Below are 14,219 nucleotides of genomic sequence, written 5' to 3' on the forward strand. Positions count from 1 at the left end.
TCACATGGTCGAACCGCACACCCCCCGCTCGCTGATCGTCACCCTCTACGGTGCGTACGGCCGCACCCCGGGCGACGCCCCGATGCCGGTGGCCGAACTCGTCCGGCTGCTCGGCGCCGTCGGTGTGGAGGCCCCCGCGGTACGGTCTTCCGTCTCGCGGCTGAAGCGGCGCGGGCTGCTCGTCGCGGCCCGGACGCCGGACGGGGCGGCCGGATACGCGCTCTCGGCCGACGCCCGCCAACTGCTCGACGACGGGGACCGGCGGATCTACCGGCATCCGGACCCGCGCGTCGAGGACGGCTGGGTCCTCGCCGTGTTCTCCGTGCCGGAGGCCGAACGCCACAAGCGGCACCTGCTGCGCTCACGGCTGTCCGGGCTCGGCTTCGGCACGGCCGCCCCCGGGGTCTGGATCGCGCCGGCCGCGCTCCACGACGAGACCCGGCACACCTTGGAGCGCCTCGGCCTCGCCCCGTACGTGGAGCTGTTCCGCGGGGACCACCTGGGTTTCGCGGCCACCGGGGAGTCGGTGGCGCGCTGGTGGGACCTCGACGCCGTGGCCCGGCTGCACGAGGCCTTCCTGGAGCGGCACGAGCCGGTGCTGCGGTCCTGGGAGGCCCGCCCGGACGCGCCGCCGGCCCCGGAGGCGGCGTACCGGGACTACCTGATGGCGCTGGACTCCTGGCGGCAGGTGCCGTACGCGGATCCGGGGCTGCCGAGGGAACTGCTGCCGGAGAACTGGCCGGGCGGCAGGTCGGCGGAGGTGTTCGGGCTGCTGCACGAGCGGCTGCGGGATGGCGGGGCGGAGTTCGTCGGCGGGTAATCCGCTACCCCGCCGGCGGCCCTCCCGGCAGAATGCCTCTGCATGACCTGGACCTTCACTGATGATGTCGAGGCCTTCCTCGACGCGGCCGGCGCGGCGCTGGCGGCGCGGCCGGCCGAGAGCACGGTCATGCTGACCGTCACCGCGGCCCTGCGCCGCCACGGCCCGCATGCCTATGGTGATCACGACCCGGTGTTCGGCTGGTGGCGCGGTGCCGACGGGGAGGTGGCGGGGACCATGCTCAGGACGCCGCCCTACCCCGCCTCGTTGATCGCACTCGCCCCTGAGGCGGTGGGGCCGTTGATGGCCGCCCTCCCGCTCACCCACGTCAACGCCGACCGGCCCACGGCCCTGGCGGTCGCGGCCCATTGGCCGGGGCACCGTGTCGACGAGGAGCAGCGGCTGTACCGGCTGGGCGAGCTGGTCCCCCCGTCGCCGGCTCCCGGCGGCCGGGCGAGGGCCGCGACCCCTGCGGACCGGGAGCTGCTGCTGCGCTGGTACGCCGCGTTCGCCGTCGAGATCGGCGGGCCCTCGGCCGGGCACGGCGAACGCCACGGGCGGGTGGTGGACGAGCGGACGACGGAGGGCCGGCTGACGCTCTGGGAGCACGAGGGGATCCCCGTGTCGATGGCCGGCATCTCACCGCAGATCGCGGGCACCGCCCGGGTCGCTCCGGTCTACACACCGCCGGAGCACCGTGGCCGAGGGTACGCGGCGGCGGTGACCGCCGAGGTCAGCGCCGCGGCCCGGGCAGCGGGCGCGGAAGAGGTGCTGCTGTTCACCGATCTCGCCAACCCGACGAGCAACGGCGTGTACACCCGCATCGGCTACCGGGCCGTCTCGGACCGGCTGGTGGTCAGCGCGCAGGAGGGTGGGGGATGACGTGACCCAGCCACTCCGGCTGGTCGTGGCGAACGTCGTCCTGTGGCGGCGGTACGGGGATCTCGGGCAGGAACTCCGGCCCGGCACCGAGGCGTTCCGGGGCGGGGCGAAGGTCTACGTCGTCGACACCCACCCCGGGAGGGGCACGCGCAGCTGACCGCGGTGGGCCGCGGCAGGCACACCGGGCGCTGGATCACCATCGACACGGGAACCCGCCATCTGCACACGTTCAGAGTCCTGTTGGTCTACATCCCGGCGGTTCTGGAGCGGTGCGGCCCCCGGCCTCGGACCCGCGAGGAGGCCGTGGAGCCGGCCGCGCTGCTGGAGCGGGTCGCGCGTCACGAGCGGGCACGCTCATCACGGCGCCCCGCATCCCGATGCGTGCCTCTGCCACGCGTGCCTGCCGCTCAGCCCAGGGTGAGCCGCGGCTTCGGCGCGTCCGTGCGGCCCGTCGGCGGGGTGCGGCTGCCCGTGCGGTACGGCAGCGGCCAGGGAGCGCCCGGTCCGGCGTAGCCCTGCTCGGCCGCCGCGTGGAGCGTCCAGTGGGGGTCGTACAGATGCGGCCGGGCCAGGGCGCAGAGGTCGGCGCGGCCCGCGAGCAGCAGGGAGTTGACGTCGTCCCAGGAGGAGATGGCCCCGACTGCGATGACGGGCACGCACAGGACGTTGCGGATCCGGTCGGCGTACGGGGTCTGGTACGAGCGCCCGTACTCGGGCCGCTCGGAGGGGACGACCTGGCCGGTGGAGACGTCGATGGCGTCGGCGCCGCGCGCGACGAAGGCGCGGGCGATCTCGACGGCGTCCTCACCCGTCGTGCCGCCCTCGGCCCAGTCCGTGGCGGAGATCCGGACGGTCATCGGCCGGTCGTCGGGCCACCGCTCGCGGACCGCGTCGAAGACTTCCAGCGGGAAGCGGAGCCGGTTCGCCAGGGTGCCGCCGTAGGCATCGGTGCGGTGGTTGGTGAGCGGGGAGAGGAATCCGGAGAGCAGATAGCCGTGGGCGCAGTGGAGTTCGAGGAGGTCGAACCCGCAGGTGTCGGCCCGCTCGGCGGCGGACGCGAACTGCTCCCTGACGGTGTCCAGGCCGGCCCGGTCCAGGGCGTGCGGGATCTGGTTGACGCCGGGAGCGTACGCGAGCGGGGAGGCGGCGGCGAGGGGCCAGTTGCCGCCGGCGAGCGGCTGGTCGATGCCTTCCCACATGAGCCGGGTGGAGCCCTTGCGGCCGGAGTGGCCCAGCTGGACCCCGATCGCGGTGCCGGGCGATCCGGCGTGCACGAAGTCGGTGATCCTGGTCCAGGCGGCCGCCTGCTCGTCGGTGTAGAGGCCGGTGCAGCCGGGGGTGATCCGGCCCTCGGGGCTCACGCACACCATTTCCGTCATGACCAGCCCGGCGCCTCCGAGCGCGCGTGCCCCGAGGTGGACGAGGTGGAAGTCGCCCGGGACTCCGTCGGTGGCGGAGTACATGTCCATGGGCGAGACGATCACCCGGTTGCGCAGCTCCAGGCTCCGCAGCCGCAGCGGGGTGAACATCGGCGGGGTGCCGGCCGCGCAGCCGAACTCGTCCTCCACGGCCGCGGTGAACGAGGCGTCGCGCAGCCGCAGGTTGTCGTGGGTGACGCGGCGGCTGCGGGTGAGGAGGTTGAAGGCGAACTGGCGGGGCGGCTGGTCGACGTAGGTGCCCAGTTCCTCGAACCAGCGCAGGCTGGCCGCGGCGGCGCGCTGCGTCGACGCGACGACGGGGCGGCGCTCGCTCTCGTACGCGGCGAGGGCGTCGGCCAGGACGGGCTGTTCCTCGACGCAGGCGGCGAGGGCGAGGGCGTCCTCGACGGCGAGTTTGGTACCGGAGCCGATGGAGAAGTGCGCCGTGTGGGCGGCGTCGCCGATGAGGACGGTGTTCCCGTGCGACCAGTGCTTGTTGACGACCGTACGGAAGATGAGCCAGGAGGAGTTGTTGGAGCGCAGCGGCCGGTGGCCGAGGGCGTCGGCGAAGATCTTGGCGCAGTGCCGGGTCGACTCGGCAGGATCGCAGGTGTCGAATCCGGCCGCGCGCCAGACCTCTTCGCGCATCTCGACGATGACGGTCGAGGCCTCGGGGGAGAAGGGGTAGGCGTGCAGCTGCATCACGCCGTACGCCGTCTCGGCGGTCTCGAAGCGGAAGGCGTCCAGGGCGAAGTCGGCGGCGAGCCAGATGTAGCGGCAGCGGTGGGTGGTGACGGTGGGCCCGAAGGCGTCCGCGTGCGCGTCGCGGGTGGGGCTGTGCACACCGTCGGCCGCGATCACCAGGTCGTGGGAGACGGCGAGTTCGGCCGCCGGGGGCGCCTCTGTGCGGAAGCGGAGGTCCACCCCGAGCCCGGCACAGCGTTCGTGGAGGATCTCCAGGAGCCGGCGGCGGCCGAGTGCGGCGAAGCCGTGGCCGCCGGAGGTCTGGATGTGGCCGCGGTGGACGATGTCGATGTCGTCCCAGCGGACGAACTCGCGCTGGAGGGCGGCGTGGACGGCGGGGTCGGCGTGCTCGATACCGCCGAGGGTCTCGTCGGAGAGGACGACGCCGAAGCCGAAGGTGTCGTCGGGGGCGTTGCGCTCCCAGAGGGTGATCTCGCGTTCCGGGCCGAGCCGCTTGAGCAGGGCGGCGGCGTAGAGCCCGCCTGGTCCACCGCCGATCACGGCGATCCGGTGAGGTGCGTTCGCCTCTCCGCCGGGGTGCGGGGAGGCGGGGCGGCGGGCTTCGGGGGGCGGGGGGCCGGGGCGGCGGGCTTCGGGGGGCGTCACCCGGATCACCGGCCCTGCCATTTCGGCGGCCGTTTCTCGGTGAAGGCGGCGTGGAACTCGGCGTAGTCCTCGCCGTGCATCAGCAGGGCCTGGGTGGCGGCGTCCATCTCCACGGCGGCGGCCAGCGGCATGTCGAGCTCCGCGGTGAGCAGTGCCTTGGTCTGGGCGAGGGCGAGCGCGGGTCCGTCCGCGAGGCGGCGGGCGAGCGCGGCGGCCTGCTCGTCGGCCCGGCCCTCCTCGGCCAGTTCGCTGATCAGTCCGATCCGTTCGGCCTCGGGGGCGCGCACCGGCTCCCCCAGCATCAGCAGCCGGGTGGCGTGGCCGAGCCCGACGACCCGGGGCAGCAGATAGGCCGCGCCCATGTCCCCGCCGGAGAGTCCGACGCGGGTGAAGAGGAAGGCGAACTTCGCCGAGGGGTCGGCCACCCGGAAGTCGGCGGCCAGAGCGAGCACGGCGCCCGCTCCGGCGGCGACCCCGTGCACGGCCGCGATCACGGGGAACGGGCACTCCCGCAGGGCCCGTACGACCTGCCCGGTCATCCGGTTGAAGTCCAGCAGCTGGGCGGTGTCCATCGCGAGCGTGGCGCCGATGATCTCGTCCACGTCGCCGCCCGAGCAGAAGCCGCGCCCCTCACCGGCCATCACCAGGGCGCGCACGGACCGCTCCCGCGTCAGCTCGGCCAGGAGGTCGCGCAGATCCGCGTAGGCGCCGAAGGTCAGCGCGTTCAGCTTCTCGGGCCGGGCGAGGGTGACGGCGGCGACGCCGTCCCGCGTGGTGACCCGCAGATGGCGCCAGTTCTCCGTGGGGGACGCGGAACTGGGAAACGGACTCATCGAGGGTGGTCCCCTTCGGCCGTCGGGCTGCTGCCTGACCCCGAATTTATCACTCGTACGTGACTTCCGTCATGAGTACGCGATAAGCGGAGCGTGAATTCGGAGTGACGAACGTCCCCTTCCTACCGGTCGGCAGGCCCTTGCCCGTGTCATGGGGATTCGTATGGTTGAAACCAAGAAGTTTTGAGCTCCGGAACCCTTGAGCCCAGGACTGTCCACGCTCTCCCGAACGGAAGCCCTGCCGTGCCGTCCGATGCTCCCGCGCCCCCCACCTGGCGCATCGCACTGCCGCACTCCGCGGCAGCCGTGCCGATCGCCCGCGCGCTGATCCGTTCGGTGCTGGCGTCCATCGACGGGGACTCCGACACGGCCTCCGACAGCGACACCGCCGAACTGCTGACCGCGGAGCTGGTCGCGAACGCCGTCGAGCACACTCCCGGCGACGAACCGATCGAGCTGGTGGTGGAGCTCCTGCCGACCGGCTGCCAGGTGGAGGTGCACGACGGAGATCCGGCCCCGCCGGGTGATCTCTCCCGTCCGGAGCCGGACTGGACACCCGATCCGTGGCAGGAGCACGGCCGGGGGCTGCTGCTGATCCGCACCCTCAGCTCGTCCTGCGGCCACCGCACGACGGAACGCGGCAAGGCGGTGTGGTTCACCCTGCCGTCCGGCCCCCGTCCGACGCCCTGACCGTAGGGATCGCCCAGCCGCCGGCCCCTTCAGCCGCCGGCCCGGCCCGCCAGCCGTGAACGGCTGCGCCCGTAGCCGGCGTACACCCCCGCGCCGACCACCAGGAACACCGCGAACTGCACCCAGGTCGACCAGCCGGTCCCGTACATCAGGTACACGCAGAAGGCGACGCCGAGGAGCGGGCTGACCGGGTAGAGCGGGACCCGGAACGAGCCCTTCACCTCCGGATTGCGGCGGCGCAGCACGATCACGGCGACGTTCACGGCGACCATCGTGGCCAGCGTCCCGATGGTGGTCAGGTTCACCACCACGTCGAGCGAGGAGAAGGCCGCCGGAACGGCGAAGACGACGGCGACGATCCAGGTGTTGGCGACCGGTGTGGCGGTGCGCGGCGAGACCCGTTCGAAGACCCGCGGGACCAGGCCGTCGCGCGACATGGACATCAGGATGCGGGTCTGGCCGTACATCACGGCGAGGACGACGGAGGCGATGGCGACGACCGCGCCGAACGCGATGATCCCGCCGCCGACCGTCGAGTCGGTGACCTGGTCGACGATCAGCGAGAGCGCGGCCGGCTTGTCGGAGACGGCGTCCGGGCCGAGGGCGCCGATCGCGGCGAGGGCGACCGCGCAGTAGAGCAGCGTGACCAGGCCGATGCAGATCATGATCGCGATCGGGATGTTCCGCCGGGGGTTCTTGACCTCCTCGCCCGTGGTGGTGATGGCGTCGAACCCGATGTACGAGAAGAACGCCAGCGAGGCGCCCGCGGTGACGCCGCCCGCGCCGTGGGCCATGAACGGCGTGAGGTTGCCGTGCTCGAAGGCGGTGAAGGCGATGACGCAGAACATGATCAGGATGGCGATCTTGAGGACGGCCATCGCGGCCGTGGCCCCGGCACTCTCCCGGATGCCGCGCACCAGCAGCGTCGCGGCCATCATCACCACGAGGACGGCGGGCAGGTTGATCGCACCGCCGTCGCCGGGACCGGCGGAGAGCGCATCCGGCAGCTGCCATCCGAAGAGACTGTCGAGCAGTTCGTTGACGTACTGGCTCCAGCCCACCGCCACCGCGGACACGGACACGCCGTACTCCAGGAGCAGGCACCAGCCGACGAGGAAGGCCGTGCGCTCGCCGAGGGTGGCGTAGGCGAAGGAGTACGAGCTGCCGGAGACGGGGATGGCGCTGCCCAGCTCGGCGAACGAGAACGCGGTGAAGATGCAGGTGACGGCCGCGAGGACGAAGGACAGCACGACGGCGGGGCCGGCCTCGGCCACGCTGTCGGACAGACCGACGAAGATTCCGGTACCGACGACCGCGCCGACCCCGAAGCACACCAGCTGGAAGAGTCCCATGGTGCGCTTGAGCCCGTGGCCCTCCAGGTCGGCGCCGGACTCGGCGATCAGCTGGTGCGGGTCCTTGACGCGGAGTGGCGGGCCGGGCAGGCGCAGGGGGCTCACGGCGGTGGTCTCATCTCTGGCGGTACAGGTGGGGGGTGGTGCTGCGGCGACGGCAGTGGGGGCCGGTCGCCGGGCACGAAAATGGGGTTCGAGCGTGCGAGCTCGAACCCCACCAACGGGGACCATAGTAGGCGCCCCTGCGCATGTTCACCCAATCGGGTGCATGATCATGCGGTATGACCAGTCAGTGCTTCGCCATCGTGGCCACCAGTACGGCCTTGATCGTGTGCATCCGGTTCTCCGCCTCGTCGAAGACGACCGAGTGCGCGGATTCGAAGACCTCGTCACTGACCTCCAGCTCCGTCAGGCCGTGCCGGGCGTGGATCTCCCGCCCCACCTTGGTGCCGAGGTCGTGGAAGGCCGGGAGGCAGTGCAGGAACTTCACGTCGGCGTTGCCCGTGGCCCGCAGGACGTCCATGGTGACGGCGTACGGCGCGAGGGCGGCGATGCGCTCGTCCCAGACCTCCTTGGGCTCGCCCATGGAGACCCAGACGTCGGTGGCGACGAAGTCGGCGCCGCGCACCCCTTCGGCGATGTCCTCGGTGAGCGTGACCGTCGCCCCGCTCGCCGCGGCGAGCTCACGGGCCTGCGCCACGACAGGTTCGGCGGGCCAGTAGGCCTTCGGCGCGACGATCCGTACGTCCATCCCCAGCAGGGCCCCGGTGACGAGGTAGGAGTTGCCCATGTTGAACCGGGCGTCGCCGAGGTAGGCGAAGGCGATGCGCTCCAGCGGCTTCGCGCTGTGCTCGGTCATCGTGAGGACGTCGGCGAGCATCTGTGTGGGGTGCCAGTCGTCGGTCAGCCCGTTGAAGACCGGCACACCGCCGTAGGCAGCCAGCTCCTCGACGGCGTCCTGGCTGTCACCGCGGTACTCGATCCCGTCGAACATCCGGCCGAGGACGCGGGCCGTGTCCTTCACGGACTCCTTGTGCCCCATCTGTGAACCGGAGGGGTCGAGGTAGGTGGTGGAGGCACCCTGGTCGGCGGCGGCCACCTCGAACGCGCAGCGGGTGCGGGTCGAGGTCTTCTCGAAGATCAGCGCGATGTTCCTGCCGCGCAGCTGCTGAACCTCGGTCCCCGACTTCTTCGCGGCCTTGAGCTCGGCGGCCAGGTCGATCAGGCCGCGGAACTCCGCGCCCGTGAAGTCCAGCTCCTTGAGGAAGTGGCGGCCTGCGAGATCTATGGCCATGGTGACTGCTCCTGGGTCGGACGGGGACGCATACGGTAACCCTGGAAGTCTATACGATGCAATGCATCGCTATACAGAGCTTCGACGGGGCTCCGGTACACCGGCCGGCCATCGGCGCCGCGCCGCCCTCCTACACCGGGTCCCGGACCACCGGGCAGCTCATGCAGCGGGGCCCGCCCCGGCCCCGGCCCAGCTCACTGCCGCGGATCTCGATGACCTCGATGCCCTCCTTGCGCAGATGGGTGTTGGTGGTGGCGTTGCGCTCATAGGCGACGACGACACCGGGTTCGACGGCCAGCACGTTGCAGCCGTCGTCCCACTGCTCGCGCGCGGCCGCGTGCACGTCCTGGGTGGCGGTCAGGACACGGATCGACTCCAGTCCCAGAGCCTCGGCGATGGCGCGGTGCATGTGCTCGGGCGGATGGTCGGTGACCTTGAGATCGCGCGGTCCGTCCCCGGGTTCGATGGTGTACGAGCGCAGCATGCCCAGGCCCGCGTACTTGGTGAAGGTGTCCCCGTCGACCATCGTCATCACCGTGTCGAGGTGCATGAAGGCCCGGCTCTTGGGCATGTCGAGTGCCACGATCGTGCGGGCCGACCCGGCATCGAAGAGGCCGCGGGCCAGCATCTCCACCGCCTGCGGGGTCGTGCGCTCGCTCATCCCGATGAGCACGGCGCCGTTGCCGATGACGAGGACGTCGCCGCCCTCGATGGTGGAGGGGTAGTCGTCCTGGCCCTCCGACCAGTGGTGGAAGGCGCCCGCCTCGGGGCTCGTGAAGAGCGGGTGGTGGCGGTAGATCGCCTCGAAGTGGACCGTCTCGCGCTGCCGGGCCGGCCAGCGCATGGCGTTGATGGAGACGCCGTCGTAGATCCAGGCCGAGGTGTCACGGGTGAAGAGATGGTTGGGCAGCGGTCCGAGCAGGAAGTCGTCCAGGTCCATGACGTGGAAGCGCACGGACGTCGGCTCGCGGAACCGCTCCAGGAACTCCCGTTTGGTCATTCCGCCGACGAGTGCTTCACAGAGATCCGCGGTGGCCAGCTCCTCGAAGGCGGCCCGCAGATGCTCGGTGGCCAGCGGTCCGTACTCCTTCTCCTCGAAGACCCGGTCCAGCACGAGCCTTCGGGCCACCGGAATCTCCAGCGACTCCCGGAGCAGGTCACCGAAGAGGTGCACCTCCACTCCGCGGTCGCGGAGCACGTCCGCGAAGCCGTCGTGCTCCTGGCGGGCCCGGCGCACCCAGAGCACGTCGTCGAAGAGCAGCGCGTCCTTGTTGGCCGGGGTGAGCCGTTTCAGTTCCAGATCGGGGCGGTGCAGGATGACGCGGCGCAGCCGCCCGGCCTCGGAGTCGACATGGAATCCCATGCCCTCATCCTCACCGCGCGGGGCGCCGTTCACCCGGCGAATCGCCAGTCGGTTCTGCCGGCGGGCCCGGACCTCTGCGGTCCGGGCCCGCCGGTGCGGCGCTACAGCCGCGGGTCCACCGGCTCAGACTCCAGCGCCAGGACCGCGAACACCGCCTCGTGGACCCGCCACAGCGGCTCCCCCTCGGCGAGCCGGTCCAGGGCTTCCAGGCCCAGGGCGTACTCGCGCAGGGCGAGGGAGCGCTTGTGGCCGAGGAAGCGTCCGCGCAGCCGGTCCAGGTTCTCCGGGCGGGTGTACTCGGGACCGTAGATGATCCGCAGGTACTCCCGGCCCCGCACCTTGATCCCGGGCTGCACGAGACGGTCCTTCCCGTCCCTGACGAGCGCGCCGAGCGGCTTGACGACCATGCCCTCGCCGCCGCGGCCGGTCATCTCCAGCCACCAGTCGACGCCCGAGCGGACCGAGGCCTCGTCGGCGGTGTCGACGACGAGGCGCCGGGTGACCTGGAGCAGACCGGTGGGGTCGTGCTCCACCAGCCGGTCCAGCCAGGCCAGCTGCTCGTCATGGGGTACGGACGCGAGCGAGCGGCCCTGCACGGCGAGGATCTGGAACGGTGCGAGACGCACCCCGTCCAGCCCTTCGGTGCTCCAGCAGTAGCGGCGGTAGGCCTCGGTGAACGCGGCCGCGTCCTCGGCCCGCCCCCGCTGCCGCTCCGCGAGCGCGCCGACGTCGACGCCGCGGGCCGCCGCTGCCGCGAGCGCCCCGGTGGCCGCGGGGAGGACCGCGCCGGAAGCGGCACCGACCGCGGCGTACTGCGAGCGCAGCAGTCCGGCCGCCTTCAGGGACCAGGGCATCAGCTCGGCGTCGAGCAGCACCCAGTCGGTGTCCCACTCCTCCCACAGCCCGGCGGCGGTGACGGCCGCACGCAGCCGGCCCAGCACGGTCTCGGTGAGCGCGGCGTCGTCCAGGAACGGCCGACCGGTGCGGGTGTGCAGCGCACCCGTCGGGCCGTCCTTGCCGGCGTCACCGGCCCCGAAGCGCTCCCGTGCCGCGTCCGCGTCCCGGCAGACCAGGGCGACGGCCCGGGAGCCCATGTGCTTCTCCTCGCACACGACCCTGGCCACACCGTCCGCCCGGTACTGCGCGAACGCCTCGGCCGGGTGCTCCAGATAGCCCTCCTCATGCGAGGTGGCGGTCGGCGCCATGGTCGGCGGAAGGTAGGCGAGCAGCCTGGGGTCGACGGCGAACCGGCTCATGACCTCCAGCGCGGCCGCCGCGTTCTCCTCCCGTACCGCGACCCGGCCCATGTGCCGGGTCTCCACGACCCGGCGGCCCTGCACATCGGCGAGGTCCAGCGGCCGGCCCTCCCGTCCGCCCGGCGCCTGCGTGGTCAGCGGCCTCACGGGCTCGTACCAGACCTGCTCGGCCGGCACGTCGACGAGCTCGCGCTCGGGCCAGCGCAGCGCGGTCATCTTCCCGCCGAACACGGCCCCGGTGTCCAGGCAGATGGTGTTGTTGATCCAGGAGGTGGTGGGCACGGGGGTGTGGCCGTAGACCACGGTGGCACGGCCTCGGTAGTCCTCCGCCCACGGGTAGCGCACCGGCAGTCCGAACTCGTCGGTCTCGCCCGTGGTCTCGCCGTAGAGCGCGTGCGAGCGGACCCGCCCGGACGTGCGCCCGTGGTACTTCTCGGGCAGACCTGCGTGGCAGACGACGAGCTTGCCGTCGTCCAGCACGTAGTGGCTGACGAGGCCGTCGATGAACTCCCTGACGCGCTCCCGGAATTCCGGGTCCCTGGTGTCCTCCCGCTCCAGCTGCTCGATGGTCTCGGCGAGCCCGTGCGTCTGCTGGACCTTGCGGCCCTTGAGGTAGCGGCCGAGCTTGTTCTCGTGGTTGCCGGGAACGCAGAGCGCGGTGCCGGCCGAGACCATGGACATGACGCGGCGCAGCACGCCGGGGCTGTCGGGCCCGCGGTCGACGAGGTCGCCCACGAACACCGCCGTGCGTCCTTCGGGGTGCGAGCCGTCCACGTAACCGAGCTTGCCGAGGAGGGTCTCCAGCTCGGAGCTGCAGCCATGGATGTCACCGATGATGTCGAAGGGGCCGGTGAGGTGGCGGAGGTCGTTGTACCGGCGCTCCAGGACCACTTCGGCGTGCTCGGCCTCCTCCTCGGTACGCAGGATGTGGACCTTGCGGAAGCCCTCGCGCTCCAGGCCACGCAGCGAGCGGCGCAGCTCACGGCGGTGGCGCTGGACGACGTGGCGGGGCATGTCGGCACGGTCCGGGCGGGCCGCGTTGCGCGCGAGGCAGACCTCTTCGGGCAGGTCGAGGACGATCGCGATGGGCAGCACGTCGTGCTCCCGGGCCAGCTGCACCAGCTGGCGGCGGCTCTCCGACTGGACGTTGGTGGCGTCGACGACGGTCAGCCGTCCTGCGGCCAGGCGCTTGCCCGCGATGTAGTGCAGGACGTCGAAGGCGTCCCGGCTGGCGCTCTGGTCGTTCTCGTCGTCCGCGACCAGGCCCCGGCAGAAGTCCGAGGAGATGATCTCGGTCGGCTTGAAGTGCCCGCGCGCGAAAGTGGACTTGCCCGAGCCGCTGGCGCCGATGAGGACGACGAGGGAGAGGTCGGTCACGGGCAGGACGCGCCCGGTTCGCCCGGCGCTGTCACGCGTGCTGTCACTGGTCCCGCTCATGCGGCTTTCGCCTCCTTCTCGGCCCTGCCGGCCTCGGCCGGCGCGTCGGACGTGTCGGTGTCACCGGCCGCGGTCATCGTGAACACGGCCAGCTGGGTGGGCGGACCCACCTCGGGGTCGTCGGGGCCCACCGGGACGAACTCCACCCCGTACCCGTGCCTGCGGGCCACTGCGCCCGCCCACTCCCGGAATTCGGCCCGGGTCCATTCGAAGCGGTGGTCGCCGTGCCGGACGTGCCCGGCCGGGAGGGTGTCCCAGCGGACGTTGTACTCGACGTTCGGCGTGGTCACGAGCACCGTGCGGGGGCGGGCCACGCCGAACACCGCGTACTCCAGGGCCGGCAGCCGCGGCAGGTCGAGGTGCTCGACGACCTCGCTCAGCACCGCCGCGTCGTACCCCTTCAGCTGCTTGTCCGTGTACGTGAGCGAGCCCTGTCTGAGCGTCACGCGGGAGGCCTGCCGCTCCCCCATCCGGTCCAGCTTCAGCCGACGCGAGGCGATCGTCAGCGCGCGCATCGAGACGTCGACGCCGACGATCTCGGTGAAGCGCACGTCCTTCAGCAGGGCCTGTACCAACTGCCCCTGACCGCATCCCAGGTCGAGTACCCGGCTCGCCCCGGCAGCGGTCAGCGCCGCGACGATCGTGGCCCTGCGCTGCTCAGCGAGCGGCACCGGCCGCTCCTCGGTGTCGGCCGTCTCGTCGACGGCGTTGTCGATGCTCTCGACGTCGAGGTCGTCGGACTCCGCGAGCCGCACCAGTTCCAGCCGCTGCATCGCCTGCCGGGTCAGCCCCCAGCGCCGCGACAGATAGCGGCTGGCGATCAGCTTCTGCTCGGGGTGGTCGGCCAGCCAGCCCTCGCCGGCCCGCAGCAGCTTGTCCACCTCGTCCGGCGCCACCCAGTAGTGCTTGGCGTCGTCGAGGACCGGCAGCAGGATGTACAGCTGCCGGAGCGCGTCCACGAGCTTCAACTCGCCCTCCAGCACGAGCCGTACGTACCGCGAGTCCCCCCACTCGGGGAACCGCTCGTCCAGCGGTACGGCCACCGCCTCCACCCGCGACCATCCGAGCGGCCCGAAGAGTCCCCGCACCAGCTCGGCACCACCACGGGCCGGCAGCGCGGGCACCTCGATCCGCAGTGGCATCGGCGCCGCCGCGCGCTCGGGCATCGCCTTGCAGGTGCCGCTCAGGGCGGACTTGAAGACGGTGCTCATCGCGACGGAAAGGAGCGAGGACGCCGCGTAGGGACGGTCGTTGACGTACTGCGCGAGCGCCGCGTCAGGGGCGCCACCACGGCCCTTGCCCTTGCCCCGCCGTACCAGCGCCACGGGATCCACCTCCAGCAGCAGCGCCGCCGTGCAGCGGTCCGCGGACGCTTCGGGGTAGAAGACGTGCGCGGTGCCATGGGAGGTGGAGAACGTCTGCGCCTTCTCGGGATGCTTGTGCAGCAGGAAGCCGAGATCTGTGGCGGGACGCTCCGGGGTGCCGGTGGTACTGATCGTCAGGAACACACGTCCGAGTATGGTC

Annotated in this window: 10 protein-coding genes and 1 pseudogene; 4 read left to right on the forward strand and 7 right to left on the reverse strand. The window is 71.9% G+C overall.

Annotated features, from left to right (window positions below):
* Positions 1–4 precede the first annotated feature (4 nt).
* The 3 genes and pseudogenes from ACGFZA_RS39740 to ACGFZA_RS39750 all read left to right on the forward strand — a co-directional run bounded on the left by ACGFZA_RS39740 (position 5) and on the right by ACGFZA_RS39750 (position 2,123).
* Positions 5–820 (forward strand): PaaX family transcriptional regulator C-terminal domain-containing protein, encoded by an 816-nt coding sequence (locus ACGFZA_RS39740; RefSeq protein ID WP_393685702.1) that lies wholly within the window; start codon positions 5–7, stop codon positions 818–820.
* A gap of 42 nt (positions 821–862) precedes the next feature.
* Positions 863–1,702, forward strand: a complete 840-nt coding sequence (locus ACGFZA_RS39745; RefSeq protein ID WP_393685704.1) for a GNAT family N-acetyltransferase — start codon at positions 863–865, stop codon at positions 1,700–1,702.
* Positions 1,692–2,123 (forward strand): annotated as a pseudogene (locus ACGFZA_RS39750) (hypothetical protein). Before ACGFZA_RS39745 ends, ACGFZA_RS39750 begins: the two are co-directional and overlap by 11 nt.
* Here the strand turns inward: ACGFZA_RS39750 and ACGFZA_RS39755 are convergent.
* Positions 2,110–4,491 carry a bifunctional salicylyl-CoA 5-hydroxylase/oxidoreductase gene (locus ACGFZA_RS39755; protein WP_393685706.1) on the reverse strand — a complete coding sequence of 794 codons (2,382 nt, stop codon included), beginning with the start codon at positions 4,489–4,491 and terminating at the stop codon, positions 2,110–2,112. The pseudogene ACGFZA_RS39750 and the gene ACGFZA_RS39755 sit on opposite strands and share 14 nt — an antisense overlap.
* Positions 4,476–5,303, reverse strand: coding sequence for an enoyl-CoA hydratase family protein (locus tag ACGFZA_RS39760; RefSeq protein ID WP_393685708.1), 828 nt, complete (start codon positions 5,301–5,303; stop codon positions 4,476–4,478). The genes ACGFZA_RS39755 and ACGFZA_RS39760 overlap by 16 nt, the downstream gene beginning before the upstream one ends.
* A 243-nt stretch (positions 5,304–5,546) precedes the next feature.
* Here ACGFZA_RS39760 and ACGFZA_RS39765 point away from each other — a divergent pair, with 243 nt between their 5' ends.
* Positions 5,547–5,993 (forward strand): ATP-binding protein, encoded by a 447-nt coding sequence (locus ACGFZA_RS39765; protein ID WP_385285727.1) that lies wholly within the window; start codon positions 5,547–5,549, stop codon positions 5,991–5,993.
* 29 nt (positions 5,994–6,022) lie between these two features.
* On the opposite strand, the gene ACGFZA_RS39770 is transcribed toward ACGFZA_RS39765, so the two are convergent.
* The 5 genes from ACGFZA_RS39770 to ACGFZA_RS39790 all read right to left on the reverse strand — a co-directional run bounded on the left by ACGFZA_RS39770 (position 6,023) and on the right by ACGFZA_RS39790 (position 14,203).
* Positions 6,023–7,450 carry an amino acid permease gene (locus tag ACGFZA_RS39770; protein ID WP_385285726.1) on the reverse strand — a complete coding sequence of 476 codons (1,428 nt, stop codon included), beginning with the start codon at positions 7,448–7,450 and terminating at the stop codon, positions 6,023–6,025.
* Positions 7,451–7,634: 184 nt separating this feature from the next.
* Positions 7,635–8,639, reverse strand: a complete 1,005-nt coding sequence (gene argF, locus ACGFZA_RS39775; RefSeq protein ID WP_393685711.1) for an ornithine carbamoyltransferase — start codon at positions 8,637–8,639, stop codon at positions 7,635–7,637.
* A gap of 130 nt (positions 8,640–8,769) precedes the next feature.
* Entirely contained in the window at positions 8,770–10,002 is a 1,233-nt protein-coding gene (locus tag ACGFZA_RS39780; protein ID WP_393685713.1) for an arginine deiminase, read from the reverse strand.
* A 101-nt stretch (positions 10,003–10,103) separates the two neighbouring features.
* On the reverse strand, positions 10,104–12,695 hold the full coding sequence (locus ACGFZA_RS39785; protein ID WP_393685715.1) for a polynucleotide kinase-phosphatase: 2,592 nt from the start codon (positions 12,693–12,695) through the stop codon (positions 10,104–10,106).
* A complete protein-coding gene (locus ACGFZA_RS39790) occupies positions 12,692–14,203 on the reverse strand; it encodes a 3' terminal RNA ribose 2'-O-methyltransferase Hen1 (RefSeq protein WP_393685717.1) in 1,512 nt (503 codons plus the stop codon). The genes ACGFZA_RS39785 and ACGFZA_RS39790 overlap by 4 nt, the downstream gene beginning before the upstream one ends.
* Between the last annotated feature and the right edge of the window lie 16 nt (positions 14,204–14,219).

It is taken from the genome of Streptomyces sp. NPDC048211 (assembly GCF_043202315.1).
Lineage (GTDB): Bacteria > Actinomycetota > Actinomycetes > Streptomycetales > Streptomycetaceae > Streptomyces.

Coding starts and splice junctions, on each gene's coding strand:
- ACGFZA_RS39780 (WP_393685713.1), bottom strand. CDS start 10,002: ATGGGATTCCATGTCGACTCCGAGGCCGGGCGGCTGCGCCGCGTCATC.
- argF (WP_393685711.1), bottom strand. CDS start 8,639: ATGGCCATAGATCTCGCAGGCCGCCACTTCCTCAAGGAGCTGGACTTC.
- ACGFZA_RS39745 (WP_393685704.1), top strand. CDS start 863: ATGACCTGGACCTTCACTGATGATGTCGAGGCCTTCCTCGACGCGGCC.
- ACGFZA_RS39785 (WP_393685715.1), bottom strand. CDS start 12,695: ATGAGCGGGACCAGTGACAGCACGCGTGACAGCGCCGGGCGAACCGGG.
- ACGFZA_RS39740 (WP_393685702.1), top strand. CDS start 5: ATGGTCGAACCGCACACCCCCCGCTCGCTGATCGTCACCCTCTACGGT.
- ACGFZA_RS39755 (WP_393685706.1), bottom strand. CDS start 4,491: ATGGCAGGGCCGGTGATCCGGGTGACGCCCCCCGAAGCCCGCCGCCCC.
- ACGFZA_RS39760 (WP_393685708.1), bottom strand. CDS start 5,303: ATGAGTCCGTTTCCCAGTTCCGCGTCCCCCACGGAGAACTGGCGCCAT.